This window comes from Qipengyuania xiamenensis, assembly GCF_019711495.1.
GTDB classification, from domain to species: domain Bacteria; phylum Pseudomonadota; class Alphaproteobacteria; order Sphingomonadales; family Sphingomonadaceae; genus Qipengyuania; species Qipengyuania xiamenensis.
The window spans coordinates 1601771-1622267 of record NZ_JAIGNM010000001.1; the positions used below are offsets into that span (position 1 = coordinate 1601771).

Here is a 20497-nt window from a genome sequence, read left to right on the forward strand (position 1 = left end):
GTCGGGGGTAAAGAGGCTCATAGTGTTATCTTTCGTGGGAATACCCCACGTGGTTACACGCCGCCCAATTGCAACGTGCTGAATGCGATGGTTGTGAACGGTTCAGCCGATCAGTCGGCCACCCCGTGGCAGGGCAGCCCGATTAGTGCCGGAAGTGTCGCATTCCGGTAAACACCATGGCGAGATTCTGCTCGTCCGCCGCTGCAATCACTTCCTCGTCGCGGATCGAACCGCCCGGCTGGATGATCGCGGTCGCACCCGCTTCGGCAGCGGCCAGCAGGCCGTCGGCGAAGGGGAAGAAGGCGTCCGAGGCCACCGCGCTTCCGACGGCGCGGCTCTGCTCCCAGCCATACTTCTCGGCAGCTTCCGCAGCCTTGATCGCGGCGATGCGCGAGGAATCGCGGCGGTTCATCTGGCCTGCGCCGATACCCGCGGTCGCGCCGTCCTTGGCGTAGACGATCGCGTTCGACTTTACATGGCGCGCGACCATCCAGGCAAAGAGACAGTCTTTCAGTTCCTGCTCGGTCGGCTCACGCTTGGTGACGACCTTGAGATCGGCCTCGGTGATCGCGCCATTGTCGCGCGTCTGCACCAGCAGGCCGCCGGTGATCGGCTTGACCAGCAATCCGCCACGACGCGGATCGGGCAGGTCGCCGGTGACGAGCAGGCGCAGGTTCTTCTTCTTGGCGAAGGCCTCGCGCGCCTCGTCCGAAACCGAGGGGGCGATGACGACTTCGGTGAAGATCTCGCAGATCGCGCGGGCGGTCTCGCCGTCGAGTTCGGTGTTCACGGCCACGATGCCGCCGAAGGCCGACACGCTGTCGCATGCCAGCGCCTCGTTCCAAGCCTCGATCAGCGTCGAGCCTTGCGCCACGCCGCAGGGGTTGGCGTGCTTGACGATGACGACTGCCGGTTCGTCACCGGCGAATTCGGCGCACAGTTCGAGCGCGGCGTCGGCATCGTTGTAATTGTTGTAGCTCAGTTCCTTGCCCTGCAGCTGCTCGGCCTGCGCGATGCCTTTTCCGTGGGGTCCGCTGGGGGTGTAGAGCGCCGCCTTCTGGTGCGGGTTCTCGCCATAGCGAAGCTCGACCGGCGCCTTGCCGTTGACCGCGAGGAAATCGGGGAAGAGCTGCTGCTGGTCGGCGAAGGCGAACCACTGGCTGATCATCGAATCATAGGCCGCAGTCGCCGCGAAGGCCTTGGCCGCGCACTTGCGGCGGAAGTCGAGCGAGGTCGCGCCGGTTGCTTCGAGTTCGCCCACCAGAGTGTCGTAATCACCCGGATCGGTGACGATGGTGACGAACTGGTGGTTCTTGGCCGCGCTGCGCACCATGCTGGGGCCGCCGATGTCGATATTCTCGATGATTTCGTCGCGCTCGGCACCGCGCATCACGGTGGCTTCGAACGGGTAGAGGTTCACCACCACGAGATCGATCGCGCCGATCGCGTGCTCTTCCATGGCAGCGGCATGTTCGGGATTGTCGCGCACGGCCAGCAGGCCGCCATGGACCATCGGGTGCAGCGTCTTCACGCGGCCGTCCATCATCTCGGGGAAGCCGGTGAGATCGGAGACGTCCTTCACCTCGAGGCCCGCCTCGCGCAGCGCCTTTGCGGTACCGCCGGTCGACACCAGTTCCACGCCCTTGGCGGCCAGCGCCTTGCCCAGCTCAACCAAACCGCTCTTGTCGGACACCGAGAGAAGCGCCCGCTTGATCGCCACGTCTGCCATTGAAACTTCTATCCCATTTTCTTGAGCAGCCAGGGGAAGCGTTCCCCGCTGCGAGCGGCCATGCCTTCGACCACGATCTGCTGCACCTCGTGCGGACGGCCGTGGCCATCGACCCACAGCGAATCCTCGAGCGTGCAGTGCGCCTCGCCGCTAGTGCCTGCGAGGCGAAATTGCCAGTAGCTTGCGTCGGGAAGGGCAAGGTGCACACCGTGTCCATCGTCGCTCACCCGCGCCTCGATCCCGCGGCCGAGATGGAAGCGCATGGCGAAACCGATCCTGCCGCGCTTGCCCTTGCGGGTGGAGGGTTCGAGCACGTCCTCGCCGCGCAATTCGCCGCCATCGTCCGACAGGATCAGGATGCGGCGGTGAAGCAGGCCGAAGCGCGAGGCATAGCCATTGTGGACCGCCTCGAACTTGGTCGCCTTGCGCGCGCCCTGCTCGATCGTCTCGCGGGAGAAATCGACTTCCTCGACACCCTTGCCGACCTGCCCGTGGAGGAGGACGGCGGTAGAATTCGTTTCCTCCAGCACCAGCGTCGAATGGGCGGAGGTTCCGCGCAGGCCCTGTTCGATGCGCGCCGGAACCATCGCGCCTGCAAGCTCTGCGCCGCCGCAATTGACGATGATCCGCTGCGCGCGATGCGAGAATTCGAAGGCGAGCGTGGAGGCGCAGGCATGGCGTGCATGGCGCGGCTTGGGCGGCGGCGCGGCGTCGAACACCAGCACGCCGTCCTTGCCGCGAATGCGCTGGTATCCCCAGTGCCGCGATTCGAGCATCGGGCGGCTCCGCACCCCGCTTGCAGTGACCAGCGCGTCGAGCGCTTCCTCGCTCATCGCTGGAGAGCCTTGCCAACTGCCCAGCCCGCGGTCGCCCATGCGCAGCGAAAGAAGCGCGGGCACGAGCAGGCCGAGGATCGATTCAATGCCCTGCGGCGGCTCGCGGCCGACAGCGGCGTAGCAGGCGCGAAGGTCGATCAGCAGCGCAATCGCTTCGGCCTGCGCGCTCGGGCTGCGCGAAAGCACGCCGCCGTCGTCGCTGACCAGTTCGCCCAGCGATCGCAGCAGCCCCGCCTCGCCATAGAGGCGGCGCGGCTTGCCATCGGGCATGAGCAGGCCGGCGGCGGTGATCCCCGCCCAGCCGCAAACCTGTGCCAGCCGGTCGTTCTCGCTCGCGACTTGCCGGTCAAGCCAGCGCGCGGTGGTCTCCATCGCTTCGAGCATGGCGGGCTTGTGCTTCTCGCCCTCGCCGATCAGCAGGATCGGTGCGTGGACCAGCCAGTTGAGCAGCCTCAGCCCGGCCAGCTCCACACTCCATGCCGGACCCTTGCCGACCTGCGGATTGGCCTTGAGCCATGCGGCGAAGATCGGGCCTGCCGTCCCGGCGCATTGCGCGCGGGTCGCGCAGGAAGAGAGATCGCGCATCCAGAGGAAGCCGTGCACCGCCCGCACGAAGGGCGGTGTGAGCTTGGACGGCGAATTGTAGTCGATCTTGTCGAGCGGAGCCTTGAGCCCGGCAACCTGCATCTGCCCCGCACGCAGCGAAATGCCTGCGATGCGATCACCTGCAAGCGGCGTTTCGACTGTGCCGAGCAGGCGTGGCTTTGCCGGCTTGCGCAAGGGTGCGGCGAGGATCGGCCCCGGGATACCGAGGCGGTAGCCCCAACGCATGACGCTTTCGATCGGACCGGTGCGCGGCAGGGCGAAATCTGCCGGCACCAATGCGCGCGCAGGCTCTAGCGGCTCGGGCTCTGCATCATTGGCAGGCGGCGGAACGGATCTGGGCTGCGGCGCCGGTTCTGGCGGAGCTTCGACTGCAGATTCCTCGGCCTGAACCTCGGGCTCGTCGCCCTCGACGACGTGGGGCTCGGGGTCGTCGAACAGGGGCAGCGCGACCTGCATCTCGTCGGCCGCGTCCTCGCGCGCCGCGTTCAGCAGGTCGGAGTGCCCCTCGCTCATCCCTGGCCCTTCAGCGCAGCGATGTTGCTCGCGTATTTCTCCGGCCCGCCGCGGAAGGTGGCCGAGCCCGCGACCAGCACGTCGGCACCCGCATCGACACACAGCGGCGCAGTGGTCGGATCGACACCGCCATCGACTTCGAGCCGGATGTCCTTGCCCGTCTTGTCGATCATCTTGCGGATCGCCTCGATCTTGCGGAGCTGCGAATGGATGAAGCTCTGCCCGCCGAAACCGGGATTGACGCTCATCACCAGCACGAGGTCGACTTCCTCGATGAGGTAGTCGAGCATCTTCGCAGGCGTGCCCGGGTTGAGCACCACGCCCGCCTTCTTGCCGAGGTTCTTGATCGCCTGGAGCGTGCGGTGGATGTGCGGCCCCGCCTCGGGATGCACGGTAATGATATCCGCGCCCGCTTCGGCGAAGGCTTCGAGATAGGGATCGACCGGCGCAATCATCAGGTGGACGTCGAAGGTCTTCTTCGTGTGCGGGCGCAGCGCCTTCACCACCGCCGGACCGATGGTGATATTGGGCACGTAATGCCCGTCCATCACGTCGATGTGGATCCAGTCGGCGCCCGCCTCGTCCACGGCGCGCACCTCTTCGCCAAGCCGCGCGAAGTCGGCAGAAAGGATCGAGGGCGAAATCAGCGGAGTGGTCATGCAGGCCTGCCTTGACGCGGGTCGGGAAGCGTTGCTGCGAAATACAGGTCTCCACCGAACCTCCACAAGCTTATGCGCAGGCTTATCCACGAGCGATCGGGCTTGGATTGCATTAAAGGCAACGCTAGGGAGGTGGACATGGGCGCCATCCGCAAATGCACCGGGAATTTCGTCGCAACGCAGGTCGATGACGAGATCCTGATCGTGGACCTCGAGGGGGGCGAGCTGTTTTCGCTTACGGGAACGGCGAAAGCGGTGTGGCAGGCCATCGACGGGCAGCGCAGCGAGGAGGAGATCGCCCGCCAGATGGCCCAGCTCTACGAAGCCGATCCGCAGGTGATTTCAAACGATGTCGCCGGCCTCCTCGGCCAGTTCGAGGACGCCTCCCTGATCGAGCGGGGGCAGCACAAGCCGCTTTGACCTTCCCGGACGGTTTGTTAGGGTGCGCGAAGAAGGATTGCTGACATGAAGACGACTGACGACAACGCACAAGGCCACAAGCCGCAGTGGGAAAAGCCCGCACTGGTCCGTCTCGGCACGATCCGCGATATCGCCCAGGGTCCCATTCCGCTCGACCAAGCGAACAACAACAAGAGATCCTGAACCGGCGCATCTGCGCTTAGGTCGATATGATTGCCTTCTGGCATGCAGCGCATGGAGACCGGCACGCTCCGCTCGACGCGTTGAGCGAGGCGCTGGAACGGTTTGATCGCAAGTCGGCGCACGTCCTGTCCGGCCCGGCATCGATCGCGCTGGCAGGAAGCCGTGACCACGTGGGTGAAAGCGGTGGCACGGTGGCAGCCTTCACCGGCTGGATCGACAATGCGGCCGAGCTTTCGGACCTGACCGGCGCCGCCACAGACAATCCCGCACAGCTTTATGCAGCATGCCTAGCGCAATGGGGCGAGGATGCGGATCGCAGGGTTGTCGGAAGCTATGCCGCTGCCGCCCTGCTGCCCGACCGAACGTTGCACCTTTCGCGCGCACCATGGGATGCGCCGCCGCTCTACTATCATCACGCGGAAGGCCGGATCATCGCATCGCCGTTGCTGCGGGCCCTGTTCGCAGCCGGTGCCCCGCGCGAGCCCGACTATGATCGGGTTGTCGATGAACTGGCCTATGATTTCCGATCCGGCGACGAACAGTCATGGTACCGCGAAATCTCCATGGTTCCGCTGGGCTCCCATGTCCGCATCAGGGGCGCCGTGCGGCAGGTCACCCGCTGGTACCAACCACCAGAGCCGATGCGGCCTGCGGATTATGACGAAGGCGCAACGGTCGAAAAGGCGCGGACCTTGCTCGAGGAAGCTGCCTCACGGGCCGCCGCCTGGGCATCGCGGCCTGCCGTCGCGCTATCCGGAGGCCTCGATTCCACCCTCGTCGCCGACGCCATGCTGCGCGCCTCACCCGCGGTAAGGCACTTGCACGCGATCACTTTCGTGCCGGACCGGAACTGGCAGGGGGAATGCGCGCCGGGCACGATGGGTGACGAGCGCCCCCTAGCGCAGCTGTTCGCACGCGCGCATGACCGGATAGATTGGCACATTGCCGACGACGACCACGGTCCACACGATCGCCGCGCGCGCGATATCTTTGCTGCGAGCGAGACCTTCGCTCCCGGCCTCGCCAATGTCGGCATGTACCACAAGGTCTATGCAAAGGCGCGCGAGCTGGGTTGCGACGCGCTCCTCACGGCCGACTTCGGCAATTCGACGATCAGCGATGCCGGACGCAGCGCCTATGCCGAATATGCGAGAGCGGGAGAGTGGAAGCAGCTGATCCGCCTGCTGAAGAACCGCCCCGGTGACGCAAGGCCGCTCTGGCGCAAGCTGGCCGCCATGAGCCTGTTGCCTCACCTGCCGCGCGCATTGCGGCAACATCTACGCAGCCTCGTGCACCCCGAGCGCACCGACATGACCGCGCTGATCACGCCGCTTTCTGCACAAGCGCGGGAAAGACAGGCCGCAAGAGCCCGCGCTCGTGGATCGAAGAGCGCTTGGTCCGACCTCACCAACGACCTCAGCCGCGCGGGAACGGTCGAGCGCGAATGGCGGGATGCCGACGGGCCAGGTCGCGACGTCGACCTCGCCTTCGAGCAGCTATACGGTGTGCGCAAACGCGATGTGCTGACCTATCGCCCGCTGGTCGAATTCTGCATGTCGCTGCCGACGAAAGCTTTCGCATGGGATGGCGAGGAACGCCGCCTTGCCCGGCTGATGGGCAAGGGGCGCGTGCCCGAGGCGATCCGGGTCAATCGCCTGCATGGCCAGCACAATGTCGATTGGCATGCGCGCATGACGCCCGCACGGCAGGACATGCTCGACCTGCTCGAACGAGCACGCGACCACGACTTCCTCGGGCACACGCTCGACATCGATCGCCTGAAGCGCCTGGTCGAAGAGTGGCCAGAGGCTCCCGACTTCAGCTGGGAGAGCGACTTTCCGCGCCGCCTCGCACTGCCGCGCGCGATCCTGGCCGCCCGCTTCATCGGACATGTCGAAAACCGCAATGAATTCTGACCGGGCTATGCGCCGCAACGTCGCTGCGCCATAGGGACGCGGTGACATTCGACGGGACCCTGAAAGCCATGTTCGCCATCGCATCGCGCCGACAGGCTGCCGCGCTGGCAATATTGTCGCTCATCACTGCAGCGAGCGAAGGGCTGGGCTTCGTGCTGCTGGTACCGATCATCGCCCTATTTTCCGGCAGCGAGCCCGCGACGCCGCTTCCCCTCACCCTGCCCGACGTGCCGCTTTCGGCGATGCTCGCGATCTTCGTATTGCTGGTCGCCGTGCGCGCAGTGGCCGAGATTGCGAGACGGCTCGTCGCCCAGGACCTGCGCGCGGGGCTGGTCGACAGCCTTCGGATGCAGGCAGTGACAGCGCTGCTTGGCGCGAACTGGCGCTGGACGATGACGCAGCGGCGCGGGGTGAGCGAGGCGCTCATCATCACCAATATCGACCGCGCCGGCTATGCGGCTGAAATGGCAACCACGCTGGTCCGCCTCGTGCTCGCGCTGGTGGCACTGGTGGCCGCCGCAATGGTCGTTTCTCCAGCCGCCGCACTGACCGGAGGGGCAGCGGGGGCGATCGTGCTCCTCCTCTACCGGCCCCTGACGCACCGCGCCCGTTCGCTCGGCAATGCCCTGTCGCGAAGCTACGACGCGCTGCACGGACGGCTCGGCGAAACGCTGGGCGCCATGCGGATCATCAAGAGCTTCGGGCGCGAACGCGAAGCGGCGCAATCGCTATCCGAGGACCTGCGAAACCTGCGCGCAGCAGAGCGCGGCTATGTCCGCGATGCCGCCATCGGCCATGCGGCACTGCAGGTCGGCGGTGCGCTGGTGGCGGCCTGCCTCGCCTGGCTGGCGCTGGCCTGGCTTGGCCTGCCGCTGGCGATCGTGCTCCCGCTTGCGGCCATCTTCGTGCGCGCCCTTCCCCTTCTTGGCGAGGCGCAGGTCGCAATGCAGGGATGGGGCCACGCCAGCCCTGCCATCGAAGACGCGCTGACCATGATCGAGCGGGCCGGAGCCGCCGCAGAGCCCGCGGCGGCCGCCTCTGCACCGCGCCTTTCGCGCATGCTGTCGTTCGACCGCGTTTCGCTGGCACATCGTCCGGACCGCCCTGCTCTGACGGAAGTCTCGCTGGACATAGAAGCGGGCACGATGCTCGCGCTGACCGGCCGCTCGGGAGCGGGCAAGAGCACGCTGGCCGACCTCGCCTCGGGCCTGATCGGCCCCGATGCGGGCACGGTCAGCATCGACGGGTCGGAACTCGACGCCGCAAGCCGCCGCGCGTGGCGGGGAAGGGTTGCCTACGTCCAGCAGGAGCCGCTGCTCTTTTCCGGCACCGTGCGCCAGAACCTGCTCTGGGCGTGCCCCGATGCGGACGAGGCGCAGGTGAGGCGGGCGCTCGAGGAAGCCGCCGCACAGTTCGTGTTCTCGCTGCCCGAGGGAATCGACTGCGACCTGGGCGAAGGCGGCCGCGCGCTGTCCGGCGGCGAGCGCCAGCGTATCGCGCTCGCACGCGCGCTGATGCGCGATCCGGACCTCATCGTGCTCGACGAGGCAACCAGCGCAGTCGATTCCGAAAGCGAACAGGCGATTGCCGCAGCGCTGCACGAAATGACCGGCAAGCGCACCGTGCTGGCGATTGCCCACCGGGGCTTGCTGACCGAAATCGCGGACCGGGTCGTGCGGATCGACAAGGGCCGCATCGCTAGCGACTGAACGGCGAATTCAGCCGCAATTCAGCGCCCTTCCCTATAACCGGCAGCATATCGGCGCAGTATCGCGCCATCCCGCCATGCGCTTGAACGCAGGCGGTGACCACTTATTGAAGGGGGCCATGACCATGACCACCAAACTTGCTGCCGTAACCGGTGCCGCGGCTGTCGCGCTTACGGGCCTTGCGCTCGCCACGCCCGCCGAAGCCCAGTACCGCGAGAAGATCACGCACGACCCGTCGCGCTGCGAGGCGGGCAAGGGTGCCGGCGTCTGGGTGACGATCAACGAGATCAAGGAAAGCAAGGGCACCATCCGGGTCCAGTCCTATCGCGCGACGAAGGAAGACTGGCTGAAGAAGGGCCGCTGGATCTATCGCATGGAAGCCCCGGCCAAGGCCGGCTCGATGCGCTTCTGCATGCCCCTGCCCGGCGCAGGCCATTACGGCATTGCCGTACGCCACGATCTCGATGGTGATGGCGAGACCGACATCTTCGGCGATGGCGGCGCCATGTCGAACGATCCCAGCATCAACATCTTCAACCTCGGCAGGCCGAGCTACAAGAAGGTCGGTTTCGATGTGGGCGACAGGGTCGAGAAAATCTCGATCCGCATGCGCTACCGCTGACGGCGCCTCGCGCGCCACAGCTCCCACGCCGCTCCGGGCATCGCAAGCAGCGGGTGCTTTTCGCGGAAAGGCGTCACTTCCAGCCTGATGCCGGTGTGGCGTTCCAGCTTCCACGCGCCGTAGCGCGCCGCGCCCTCGAAGGTCGTGGTGGCCTTGGCCAGCCGCAGGATATTGAGCGGCTTGCCCAGCCGTTCGCGTGCCGACCAGCTCTTCAGGATCAATGCCCGCCTGCCATCCTCCAGTGAGGGGTTAAGCATCGCGCCATCGCGCGTATAAGCGATGCCGTCCGCTTCCCATGCGAGCGGCAGCAAGCCTTCGAAATGGTCCTCATTGACCGACAGGATAGAATTTTCGCGCCCCGGGTTTTCGACCCGGAATTCGGCCCGATAGGTCGCCTGGAAGAGCGCGCGCCAGTAATCGTCGGGTGTGCCGCTTTCGGGGCCTAGCGCCGCCGCAAACCGCGCTGCGGTCCGAGCCGCCTGCGCAATTGCGTCCGAAACCTTTTCGCGCGTGCCCTCGCTCTTGCTCCAGATCAGCGCGCTCGGCTGCACGAAGCGCGTCCAGATCGTCGTATCGCGGCTATCGCCCCGTGCGGCTTCGGCAAACTTGTCGAGGCTCATGGTGGCGATCTTGGCGCGCAGGATTTCCCCGCCATGCTCCCATTCGCGGTAGCTGACCTTTGGCCAGACACGCTCCTGCTGCGGGCCTGGCAAGAGGATGTAGAAATCGAGCACCCCTTCGAGCGAGCCGGTCCTGAGATTGGAGCCGTAGAACAGCACCGCGTCCGCCCCGGCCTCCTCGCCCAGCATCCGGGCATAGGCCGCGACTTCGCCCCGCACCTCGCGCTCCAGCGATTGCGCGATCCGTTTTTCCAGCGTGTCGGTCACCCGGTAACGAAGGTCAGTTCGGGGCCCTGTTCGACCCGGTAGCTGCCCGCGGGGAAATGTTCGCCGTCGAGGATGAACTGCGAATCCAGCGTGATGGCAAAGCCCTCGGCCGAAAGGTGATGCAGGCCCGCATCGGCCAGCCAGCGCGGATGCCAGCCAGCGAGGATCGCGGGAACCGAGAACATGATCCGTCGGCGCGGATGATCGAGCACCAGCAGCCTGATCCCGTCCTGCCCCTTGCCGAACAGCTTGATGTCGAGCGGCATCATCTTGAGCGTCGAAGCGAGGATCAGGTTGCGAAGCGAAGGATTGCCGTGACGCGAGTGCGGCATCGGATCGCCCGAGGGCAGATATTCCAGCTCCATCCGCGTGCCGCGGCGCCAGACATTGCTGTCGCTTCCGAGCAGCGACTGGACCACACCCCAGGCGCTCGTCACGCCGACGGCGAGCGAGTTGAAGAAGCCCGCCTTATGCGCATCCTGCCCGGCATCGACCCCAAGCGTGAACGCGCCCGCGCCGAAGATGAAACCGAGCATGGGCGGGTTGTCGTCGCCGACCTTGGCGATAGTCAGCGGGCGACGCATGATCCGGCGGCCGCCTGCGCGATCCTCGAAAGCGGCGATCGCCTGGGCGAGCGACCAGTCGCGCGGGCTGCCCAGATCGACGTTGAGCGCATTGGTCTTGCCGCGCGGAAGGACAGCGAGTTCGGGCCAGCTGTCGCCGAATACGGCCTGCCCCATGGTAAGCACATCGCGCACCGTGCCGTCGCCGCCGCTGATAACGAGGAATCCGATCCCGTCACGCGCGAAACCGACCAGCGCATCGGCCAGCTCCTTGCGGGTCGAGGGGCGCGCAATCGTAACGTTCGAGCGGTTGCCAAAATCGGGCTCGCGACCCTTGTTGTGATGGCTGCGCGCACTGAAGATCACGCCGATACGCTGCGCCTGCGTACCGTCATCCGCATGGCGCGCCGCCGCAATTTCCGCTTGCGTCGGGAGATCGTCGAATTGGTAGATCTTGCGCTCCATGTTTTCTCTCGGCGCGGGGTCTAGGCAATTTGCAGCAGTTTGGCGAGTGCCGCGAGTATTTCCCACAGAAGTGGTTGCTCCCCTCAGCAAGAGGCGGCCCGGGCGCTTCCGGTCATGCTCCTGACGGGCGGCGATAATGTGGTAATCCGGTATCGTAGCTGCGGCAGCTCGCGACGGCTGGTATTTCAATTTCCCAAGATAAGGTTCCGCTTCGCATTTGCGAGGCACGATCGACTATTCGCCCCAACCCACGTCACCCAACCGGAGTACCCGCCGCCCAATGCAGTTCGACGACATAGATTTCGTCATTATCGGAGCCGCCAAATCGGCCACTACCTGGCTGCAAAGGCGTCTCCAGTCGGATCCCGCCGTCTACATGCCCGATCCCGAGCTGCACTATTTCTCCCGCGAATACGATCGTGGTGCGGAATGGTACCTTTCGCAATTCAGCGACGAGGGGCTTGGCAAGACGGTCGGCGAGAAATCCAATTCCTACCTCTACGAACCGCAGGCGGCAGAGCGCCTGCACCGCGACCTGCCGCACGTGAAGCTGGTCGCCCAGCTGCGGAACCCGGTCGCGCGGGCCTATTCGGGCTACTGCATGCTATACCGGCGCGGCGAGATCGGGGCGGATATCGAGACGCATCTCGATCCTGCCGGAAACCCCGACGAAAGGCTCCTCGGCTCGGGCAATTTCGCTTCCCACCTTCAGGCATTCATCGATCTTTTCGGGCGCGATAAACTCCTGATCACCTTTTTCGAAGGTGTCGCCGATGACCCTGACGGCCAGATCCGGCAGGTCCGCGCACACCTTGGGCTGCCGCCGCTCGAACTGGAGGAGGATGCGCGGCAAAAGGTCAAGGACAAGACCGACCCGCGTATCCCGCCCCACATGCGCAAGCGCCTTGCGTGGCTCAAGCCGATCGTGCGTCCCCTGCGCGGAAATCCGGCCTTCGAGGCCGCTCGCGGGCTGTTCGTCCGCAATTCCGAATACCCGCCTCTGACGGACGATTTGCGCCAGCGCCTGAACGACTATTACGCGCCCTCGATCGAGGCGCTGGAGAAGATGAGCGGGCAGTCTCTGGGTCACTGGTACGGACCTTCGGAAAGGTCGGGACGCTAGACACCCGCGAGCTCCAAACCGGCCTTATACCAGCCGGTTAGCAGCCCCCAAAGGCATGTTGCGGATTCCTATTCCTCGTCAAACCCGGTCGATAATGTGGTAATCCCCTATTGAAGCTGCGGCCTCGGGCACGGACTGGTAATTCGGCATGCAGGAATGCAGCAATTGAGACGACAGCCGCCTCGTCGATTGTGACGCCGGCGGCCTCGTCGGTGCCGAAGAGGAGTGAGCGGTATTTCGGTTCTTCTGGGCAAAAGCGCAGACATGAGCGGGGGCGACGCAGTCTGATGAAGAAGTTCATCATCACCGGAATACAGATGCGAAACAAAGGCTCGCAGGCCATGTTTCTCTCGCTCTACTACGCGCTCAAATCGATCTATCCCGACAGCGAGATCGTCGGCTTTTCGAACAAGTACGACACCTCGGAACAGTACAGCTTCAAGCTGCTTCCCTATGACGACTACACCCGCAAGGTTTTCAAATACCGGCTTAACGAGGTGCCCTTCCTTGCGCCCGTGCTGACGTCGCTCGCCAGCCAGTGGAAGAAGAGCGACAAGTGGGACGGCAAGATCGCCGAGATGGAAAAGGCGCTGGAGGAAGCGGACGCCATCTTCGATGCAAGCGGCTATACGCTCGGTTCGGGGTGGAGCATGGCGGGCGGCGGCCTCCTGCTGCAGACGATCGAGCTGGCGAAGCGCTACGGCAAGCCGATCGTGCTGATGCCGCAAAGCTTCGGCCCCTTCGACTGGGACGAGGAAGGCAGCGAGGAATTCCTCAAGCAGGTCAGGGAAGATCTGAGCTACTGCACAAAGATATTCGCGCGCGAGCAGGAGGGGTATGACTGCCTCACCGCGCTCGGCCTCGACAATGTCGAGCTGTCGACGGACCTCGTCATCAGGGAAAAGTTCTTCCCGAGTGCCAGCGACATCTATGCGCCGGGCGAAGCGCGGGAGGTCAGCTATCCCGCGCCCGATTCCGTCGGCTTCATCATCAACGAGAACGTCTTCCGGATCGGCGAGCCCGATGCGGTGCTCGACCTCTATGCCCAGATGCTCGACAAGCTCGTCGACGACGGGGAGAAAGTCTGCGTCCTGACGACCTCCACCGCCGATATCGAGCCGGTCGAGGAAGTCCTGAAAAAAACCCGTAACAGGGACCGCGTGGAAGTGATCCGGGGCGAGTACGCCAGTCCCGAGCTGATCGACATCATCGCTAGGTTCAAATACGTCGTCGCCTCGCGATATCATTCGGTCGTGTTCGCCTATCGCAGCGGCGTTCCGGCGATCATCCTCGGATGGGCGAGCAAGTATTCCGACCTTGCCGCCCATTTCCGGCAGCAGGATTACCTGTTCGACATCAGGGAGCCCGGCGTCGGCCGCATCCTCGAAAAGATCGAGCAGATGAGCGCGAACCATGAAAGCGAATCCCGGCGCATTCTCGAGTGCCTCGAAAAGATGCAGGGCGACGTCGTGAAGCAGGCGGTCGAAGCGCTCCAGGCGTGACGCATTTCCGGAAGTTCGACTTCCGCTGCGCCTGACCGATGGCGACAGAGCGTGAATGCATGGAGAAATTGGCGCACCCGACAGGATTCGAACCTGTGGCCTCTGCCTTCGGAGGGCAGCGCTCTATCCAGCTGAGCTACGGGTGCATGCCGTGGCGCGGGCGCTTAGCAAGGCGGGCGGCTGCTCGCCAGTGAAATCGGCCCCCGCCCATTTCAACCACGGTAACCGGCTCATTAGGATTTTAGCAATCGGCCTTGCGTAGCTTCATCCCCCATGAGCTCAATGTCGCACGAATTCGACCTTTCGCATGCCACCATGCTCCCGCCGCGCGGCGAGCGCAGCGATGCGGTGCTTACGCCCGCGCAGGTTGCCGCAAAGTGGGATGCGGTGCACGAGGCAGCTTCGGCAGTTGCGACACTCGCGCAGCTCGGCCCCGAAGAACTCGACGAAGGTCTGCGCGACCTCCCGCAAAGGGCTAGCGAGGCCGGCGGAGCGCAATACGAGCTGGTCGCACGCGGGATCGACGACCTGGCAGCGGTCATGCAGCCTGGCCTGCGCGCGCTTCTCGCAATGACCGACAAGGGCCAGGATACGACCAGCGCCGCGCTCACCCTGTGGCGCGAATTCCATAAGGCGCGCGACGCGATTGCCGCACTCGCAAGCGAGGCCTGACACTCGCTTCGCGGCTTGACCGCGTTCCCATTCTGTTCCAATCAGTCGCCATGAGCGATTCACCTGTCATCGAACCCGCGAGCGACGCCCTTGGCGTGTGCCGCGGCATCCAGCGCCTGTTCGCGCGCAACGACGTCTGGCTGCTGCCCGAAATGCCGCTTCGCAACGGCAGGCGCGCCGATCTGATGGGTGTCGATCCCAAGGGCCGCGTGATCATCGTCGAGGTCAAGGTCCAGCGAGGCGACCTGCTGGGTGATGGCAAGTGGCCCGACTATCTCGATTTCTGCGACCGGTTCTACTGGGGCCTGCCGCCGCACCTCGATCGCGGCGTGCTCGATCACGACGACTATCGCCCAGATTGCTGCGGGATCGTGGTGGCAGACGGCTATGACGGGGAAATCGTGCGGCCTGCGCCGCTCCAGCCGCTGGCCGCCGCGCGCCGCAAGACCGAGGTCGAACGCCTCGCCCGTGCGGCCATGCGCCGCGCAACCGTAGCCGGCGATCCACACTGCGCGCCATGGGGCAACACCGAATAGGCTTTCGCACTGTCATCCGGCTCGTCCATGCGCCATAGACCGGGCTGAGCCATGTGGACCGCCATCATCCTTTCCGCCCTAGCGATGACCGCGATCGTCGCCTTGCGCTATCTCGCCTCGAGCGGGATCTTCGCACTGGTGACCAACCGGAAGCTGCCCGGCTATCATGCAAAGCTGGGCCCGCAGATCAGGAAGGAGATCGGCTGGTCGCTCGCTTCGGCCGCGATTTACGGCATCCCCGCAGGCGTCATAGCATGGGGTTGGCAGGAGCATGGCTGGACCCGCATCTATACCGAGTGGGACGCGATGCCGCTGTGGTACCTGGCCGTGGCCCCGCTGATCTATCTCGCGCTGCACGACACGTGGTTCTACTGGACCCACCGGCTGATGCACCGCCCGGCATGGTTCCGCACCATGCACGCCGTCCATCACGCCAGCCGCCCGCCGACCGCATGGGCAGCGATGAGCTTCCACCCGTGGGAAGCGATAACCGGCGCCGTGGTAATCCCCACGCTGGTGTTCCTGGTGCCGATCCATGTCGCCATGCTCGGCATCGTGCTGCTGGTGATGACCGTGATGGGCGTCACCAACCACATGGGCTGGGAAATGTTTCCGCGGCGCATGGTTCACTCGAGGTTAGGGGGATGGCTGATAACCGCCAGCCATCACCAGCGACATCATGAAGAGTATCGATGCAATTACGGCCTCTATTTCCGCTTCTGGGATCGGCTTTGCGGGACCGACAAGGGGCTGAGCCCCAACGCATGACCCGCCTGTTCGCCCTCCCGCTCGCAGCACTCGCGCTTGGCGCGGGCGCGCCTCCGGCGGCCGAGACCGATGGCGCCAGCGTTACCGTCACGATCACCGAGCTGCGCAATGCCAAGGGCGTGATTCGCGCCTGCATGACGACGCAGGAAAAGAGCTTTCCCAAGTGCCGGGGCATTGCCGGCGCCCATGCCGCCAAGGTCGCCGCGCACGAGGGTTCGGTCACGCTGACGTTCGAGGGCGTGAAGCCCGGACACTATGCGATCGCGCTGCTGCATGACGAGAACGACAACGGCAAGGCCGACCGCGCGCTGGGCATGATGCCCAAGGAAGGTTTCGGCTTCTCTCGCGACGCAAAGGTGCGCATGGGGCCGCCCAAATTCTCCGATGCGGTTTTCGAACTGGGCGAGGAAGACAAGGCCCTGACGATCCGCATGCGCTACATGCTCTAGGGCGCCCGCCGCTCGCCCGGCAGGTAACCTTAACGCTAATTTTACTACACTCGGGCCATAGCCTGCGAGGATACATAAACTCGCATTTGCAAGGGCTATTGCACCTATGGACAGGCTTGGCGGCGCATTCGATTCGTTCGACGGTCACGATCACTTCGACGATTTCGTCGATGATGAGAGCGCGACCTCGAATCCCCCTCCCTCTCCGGTTGGCCAGGACGAGCGTCGCATGCAGGTGCGCGCCTACAACCACTGGGCGAGCCTGCTGGGTAACAAGCGCTTTCCGCTGATCGAGGATCTCGAGCCCGAATTCCTCGGCGATTTCGGCCCGCACTCTGTCCTGCTCGATTTCTCGACCGGCAGCAGCACGCCGACGATCCAGTTCATCGGCGATGCGCTGAGCAAGGAATGCGGCCTTTACGAGGCCATCGAGGAACTGAACGAGGTTCCCGAAGCCTCGCTGCTGAGTCAGGTCGCCGACAATTACCTCAAGATCCTCGCCGAACAGGCACCGACCGGTTTCGAAGCCGAATTCGTCAACGCCAAGGGTGCAACTGTACTCTATCGCGGCATCCTGCTGCCCTATTCGAGCGACAGCGACACGATCGATTTCGTCTACGCCGTCATCAACTGGAAAGAGGTCGCCGACGCCGGAACGGCTGACGCGCTCATGCAGCAGATCGACGAGGCACTCGACACGGCCAACCAGCAGCTGTCGCAGGCGCCGAACCCGACGCCGCTGCGCAAGCGCAATCCGCTCCAGCTCTCCGATCCCGATCCGATCATCGAAGAGCCGGTAATCGAGCCGGTTGCCTTCGAAGAAGTCGAAGCAGGGCCCGCACCGGCGCCCTCGCTGGGCGGCAAAGGCCGCGCGGTCGATGCCCTCGGCAATCCGATCGGCGGTGCACCCGCTGACGAAGGCGAAGACGAACCCGAGCAGGGTTACAGCGGTCCGATGACGGCAGCCGATTACGGCCTGCCCGAATGGGACGAGGACGAATATGAAGATGACGACGTCGACGAGGTGATCAACCCGCTCGCCGATATTGATCTCAACAGCCGCCTGCTCTCGCTCGTGAACCCGCAGGCGCGTGTAAAGAAATCGCTCGACCTGCATGGGAACGAGCAGGCTGCCGGCGATCAGGAAGACGCTCCGGAAGCGGAGGAGCGCGGCGAAATCGACGCGACCTATTTCGCAGCTGAGGAAACGAGCGACGATCCGGCCGAAGAAACGGTGGATTTCGCCGAGCCGGTCGAGTTCGCGGAAGAACCGGAAGCCGAAGCGGTCGAGGAATTCGCCGCCGAGGAACCCGAAGCGGTTGAAGAGCCTGCCGTCGAGCAGCCGGAAGATGAACTCGTTGCCGCCGAAGAGGTGGCTTTCGAGGAAGAGCCGGAAGAGCCCGAAGTTCTGGAAGCTGTCGAGCCGGTCGAAGCCTATGCCGAGGTCGAGCACGATGAAGCATTCGACGAAGAGCCGCTCGAGCTGGTCGACGAGATCGTGCCCGAAGAGCTCGAAGCCGAAGCGCAGGACGAGCCCGTCGTGGACGTGGAACCAGAACCCGAAATCGTGCTCGAGGCTCCCGAAGTTCAGGACGTGGTCGAGGAAGAGGCGGTCCAGGACGAGCCGGAAATCGTGCTCGAAGCTCCCGAGCCTGTCGAAACCTTCGAAGAGGACGCCCCTGAAGCGATCGAGGACGACGTCCTCGAACTGGCCGAGGCGGATGTCGTGGCCGAACCCGAGGCGGAAGCTGAAGCGGACTTCGAAGTCGAAGCGGTGGCCGAAGTCTATGCCGAGCCCGATTTCTCGGCGGTCGCAGAAGAGGCAGTCGAAGCCGGGGAACCGGTCGAAGCAGCAGCTCCCGCTCCGATCACCGCGAGCGAACTGGAAGACAGCCTCGCAGTCGCGAACCATCTCGCAAACTCGGAAGCGGCAGACGACGCGGAAACCCGCAAGGCGCTCTACGAGGCTGTCCGCCTCGCCTACGATCTTGCGAACTACCTGCGCGACGAGGGCAATCCGGCGGTAACGCAGGATGCTTCGGAAAGCATCGACGCACTCGCGGGCCGCCTGCGCGAACTCGAAGGACGCACGCTGTACGACCTGTCGGTCCGCGGTCCGGAATTCGCGCTCGTCATGGTCCGGCGCGGTCCGAATGGCGAACTCACCGTTCTTGGCGAAGTGCCAGAAGAGCAGGCGCTGATCGGCAGTGCCGCGCGCAAGCTGCTTTCCAAGTAACCCCTTCAGGATAAATATCTTGAGTAAGCAGGGCCCGGCGCGCTAGCGACCGGGCCCATGCCGTTTTTCAGCACCGCGCCCGTCCGTATCCAGCCCTATTTCGGATACCGCAATCGCGAGCGATTGTTCATCACTGCCCGGGCGCTGCGCTCTCGCGTCGGCAATTTCGAAAAGCGCGGCAAGTGGCGTGCCATGCGCACGATGATGGGCCAGTTCGCGAGCCACGAGGTCAAGGAACTGCCGGTCGAATTGGAGATCGTCTCGCCATCGGGCGAAACGCGTCGCCACCAGGGCCTGACCGACAAGGAAGGCTTCGCGCATTTCGACATCCCGCTCGAAGGGGACTGGCCCTATGGCGAACACCCCGAGTGGGAAACGGTCACCTTCCACTGGGAGAATGGCCGGGGCAAGCAATGCGCCGACGGCCACGTTCTCGCACCGGGACGCGATACCGGCCTCGCGATGATTTCGGACATCGACGACACGATCATCGAGACCGGCATCACCGGCGATTTTCGCGCGGTCCTGCGCAACTGGCGCCGTGTGCTGATGGAAATGCCCGAAGAGCGCATCCTCGTGCCTGGCGCGGACATGTTCTACAATGCGCTGGGCGGGAACGAGGGCCTGCCCGAGGGCAAGGGTCATGCTGGCGAACATTTGCCCGCACCACGCCGCCCCTTCTTCTACGTGTCATCGAGCCCATGGAACCTGTTCTCCTACCTCGTCAGCTACATGCGCGGGCGCGGGCTTCCGCTCGGCCCGATCCAGTTGCGCGACTGGGGGCTGAACCGCGAGACCTTCGGTTCGTCGAGCCACGGGGCGCACAAGCGCGCGGCGATCGAGGGGATCCTCGCGACCTATCCGGACATCAAGTTCGCGCTGCTAGGCGACGATTCACAGGGCGACCTGACAGCATTCTCCGCCATCGCGATCGACAACCCGGACCGCGTGCGAGCAGTGTTCATCCGCAAGGTGGGCGAGGCGATGAGCCCCGAAGAAGTCGCCGCCAAGGCAGCGCTCAAGGCAGCCAATATTCCACTGTGGCTGGGCGAGGGCTATGAAGAGGGGCGCAAGTTCCTGAGGTCGATCGGACTGCTCGATGACGAGGATGCCGAAGCGATCGTGAAATCCGTCGGTCATGCCCAGGATGCCAGCAAGGAAGAAACGGTTTGAAGGCCAGGCTCATGTGGATCGCAGGTTCGCTCATCATCATTGCACTCGTGGGATACGGAGGGCTGTCCTATGCCCTGCGGCAGAACCCCCATGCCGTGCTCGATACGGTCGACCGCATTGCCGGCCCCTCGACCTCGGTCGAGCAGGTCGTGGAAGCCAGCACCGGCCCGCACCGGCAGCAACGCCTGCTTGTCTATCGCGGGGAAAATGCCGCAGAAGCCTTGCCGGTCCTCGTTTTCTTCCACGGCGGCAGCTGGGCGCATGGCGACCCGCAGCACTACGGCTTTGCCGCACGCAGCTTTGCAGAAGAGGGCTTCGTCGTCGTGCTCGGCGGATACCGGCTTGGCGAAGCGGGCCGCTACCCCGCGATGCTGGAAGACACCTCGGCAGTCGTAGGCTGGGTTCATGCCAATATCGCAGAGCATGGCGGCGATCCGCAGCGTATCTTCCTCGGCGGGCATTCGGCCGGCGCCTACAATGTCGCGCAGGTCGCGCTCGAAAGGCGCTGGCTCGAGGAGGAGGGCGTTCCGCAAGGCGCTCTTCGCGGCGTGATCGGGCTTGCCGGGCCTTACGATTTCTACCCGTATGATTCGCCTTCGACCGAGGCTGCTTTCGGCACGGCAGGGGCGGGTGCGGAAAGCCAGCCGGTCAATCACGCGCGCGCCGATGCACCGCCCATGCTGCTCGTCCATGGCGAGGCAGATACGCTGGTGAAACCGCGCAATTCGCGCGCGCTGGCGAAGGCGGTAAGCGGGGCCGGAGGGCGCGCGGATACGCTCTTCCTCCCCGAAGGCGACCACAATGCCCCGCTGCTGGGCCTCGCCAATCCGTGGCGCCGCGACCCGCAGGTGCACAACCGCGTGCTCGCCTTCATGCGCGAGGCGGCAAAGGTTTCAGTTCCGGTTCAGCCGCAAACCCCTTAGGCTCGCC

Annotated in this window: 19 protein-coding genes and 1 tRNA gene; 14 read left to right on the plus strand and 6 right to left on the minus strand. The window is 64.7% G+C overall.

What is annotated here, in order from left to right:
- Positions 1-142 precede the first annotated feature (142 nt).
- From purH to rpe, 3 genes are read right to left on the minus strand one after another with little or no spacing between them, the layout of a single operon-like run.
- The gene (purH, locus tag K3165_RS08105; RefSeq protein WP_221548232.1) at positions 143-1729 is read right to left on the minus strand and encodes a bifunctional phosphoribosylaminoimidazolecarboxamide formyltransferase/IMP cyclohydrolase; all 1587 of its coding nucleotides are present in this window, start codon (positions 1727-1729) and stop codon (positions 143-145) included.
- 8 nt (positions 1730-1737) lie between these two features.
- A complete protein-coding gene (locus K3165_RS08110) occupies positions 1738-3684 on the minus strand; it encodes a heparinase II/III family protein (protein ID WP_221548233.1) in 1947 nt (648 codons plus the stop codon).
- Positions 3681-4343, minus strand: coding sequence for a ribulose-phosphate 3-epimerase (gene rpe, locus K3165_RS08115; protein ID WP_221548234.1), 663 nt, complete (start codon positions 4341-4343; stop codon positions 3681-3683). The genes K3165_RS08110 and rpe overlap by 4 nt, the downstream gene beginning before the upstream one ends.
- Positions 4344-4481: 138 nt before the next feature.
- On the opposite strand from rpe, the gene K3165_RS08120 reads away from it, so the two are divergent.
- From K3165_RS08120 to K3165_RS08140, 5 genes are all read left to right on the plus strand, one after another.
- Positions 4482-4763, plus strand: a complete 282-nt coding sequence (locus K3165_RS08120) for a PqqD family protein (protein ID WP_221548235.1) — start codon at positions 4482-4484, stop codon at positions 4761-4763.
- 45 nt (positions 4764-4808) lie between these two features.
- Positions 4809-4946, plus strand: coding sequence for a hypothetical protein (locus K3165_RS08125; RefSeq protein ID WP_221548236.1), 138 nt, complete (start codon positions 4809-4811; stop codon positions 4944-4946).
- A gap of 26 nt (positions 4947-4972) precedes the next feature.
- Positions 4973-6862 carry an asparagine synthase-related protein gene (locus tag K3165_RS08130; protein WP_221548237.1) on the plus strand — a complete coding sequence of 630 codons (1890 nt, stop codon included), beginning with the start codon at positions 4973-4975 and terminating at the stop codon, positions 6860-6862.
- Between the two features lie 41 nt (positions 6863-6903).
- The gene (locus tag K3165_RS08135; protein WP_221548238.1) at positions 6904-8571 is read left to right on the plus strand and encodes an ABC transporter ATP-binding protein; all 1668 of its coding nucleotides are present in this window, start codon (positions 6904-6906) and stop codon (positions 8569-8571) included.
- 124 nt (positions 8572-8695) lie between these two features.
- Positions 8696-9193, plus strand: coding sequence for a DUF2141 domain-containing protein (locus K3165_RS08140; protein ID WP_221548239.1), 498 nt, complete (start codon positions 8696-8698; stop codon positions 9191-9193).
- On the opposite strand, the gene K3165_RS08145 is transcribed toward K3165_RS08140, so the two are convergent.
- Both K3165_RS08145 and K3165_RS08150 read right to left on the minus strand, forming a co-directional pair.
- A complete protein-coding gene (locus K3165_RS08145; protein WP_221548240.1) occupies positions 9184-10080 on the minus strand; it encodes a hypothetical protein in 897 nt (298 codons plus the stop codon). The genes K3165_RS08140 and K3165_RS08145 overlap by 10 nt on opposite strands.
- Entirely contained in the window at positions 10077-11108 is a 1032-nt protein-coding gene (locus K3165_RS08150; RefSeq protein WP_221548241.1) for an acylglycerol kinase family protein, read from the minus strand. Before K3165_RS08150 ends, K3165_RS08145 begins: the two co-directional genes overlap by 4 nt.
- 280 nt (positions 11109-11388) lie before the next feature.
- Between K3165_RS08150 and K3165_RS08155 the strand changes: the two genes are divergently transcribed.
- Complete coding sequence (locus tag K3165_RS08155; protein ID WP_221548242.1) at positions 11389-12231, plus strand: sulfotransferase family protein; 843 nt, start codon at positions 11389-11391, stop codon at positions 12229-12231.
- A 287-nt stretch (positions 12232-12518) separates the two neighbouring features.
- A complete protein-coding gene (locus K3165_RS08160) occupies positions 12519-13733 on the plus strand; it encodes a polysaccharide pyruvyl transferase family protein (protein WP_221548243.1) in 1215 nt (404 codons plus the stop codon).
- A gap of 69 nt (positions 13734-13802) precedes the next feature.
- On the opposite strand, the gene K3165_RS08165 is transcribed toward K3165_RS08160, so the two are convergent.
- Positions 13803-13879 (minus strand) — tRNA-Arg (locus K3165_RS08165).
- Between the two features lie 127 nt (positions 13880-14006).
- Between K3165_RS08165 and K3165_RS08170 the strand changes: the two genes are divergently transcribed.
- From K3165_RS08170 to K3165_RS08200, 7 genes are all read left to right on the plus strand, one after another.
- Positions 14007-14405, plus strand: a complete 399-nt coding sequence (locus K3165_RS08170; protein WP_221548244.1) for a hypothetical protein — start codon at positions 14007-14009, stop codon at positions 14403-14405.
- A 50-nt stretch (positions 14406-14455) separates the two neighbouring features.
- On the plus strand, positions 14456-14941 hold the full coding sequence (locus tag K3165_RS08175; RefSeq protein WP_221548245.1) for an MmcB family DNA repair protein: 486 nt from the start codon (positions 14456-14458) through the stop codon (positions 14939-14941).
- Between the two features lie 51 nt (positions 14942-14992).
- Entirely contained in the window at positions 14993-15709 is a 717-nt protein-coding gene (locus K3165_RS08180) for a sterol desaturase family protein (RefSeq protein WP_221548246.1), read from the plus strand.
- Positions 15706-16158 carry a DUF2141 domain-containing protein gene (locus K3165_RS08185; protein ID WP_221548247.1) on the plus strand — a complete coding sequence of 151 codons (453 nt, stop codon included), beginning with the start codon at positions 15706-15708 and terminating at the stop codon, positions 16156-16158. The genes K3165_RS08180 and K3165_RS08185 overlap by 4 nt, the downstream gene beginning before the upstream one ends.
- A gap of 106 nt (positions 16159-16264) precedes the next feature.
- Positions 16265-18394: a PAS domain-containing protein gene (locus tag K3165_RS08190; protein WP_221548248.1), complete on the plus strand. Its 2130-nt coding sequence runs from the start codon at positions 16265-16267 to the stop codon at positions 18392-18394.
- Positions 18395-18451: 57 nt separating this feature from the next.
- Positions 18452-19567, plus strand: a complete 1116-nt coding sequence (locus K3165_RS08195) for a phosphatase domain-containing protein (protein WP_221548249.1) — start codon at positions 18452-18454, stop codon at positions 19565-19567.
- Complete coding sequence (locus K3165_RS08200) at positions 19564-20490, plus strand: alpha/beta hydrolase (protein WP_221548250.1); 927 nt, start codon at positions 19564-19566, stop codon at positions 20488-20490. Before K3165_RS08195 ends, K3165_RS08200 begins: the two co-directional genes overlap by 4 nt.
- Positions 20491-20497: the final 7 nt, after the last annotated feature.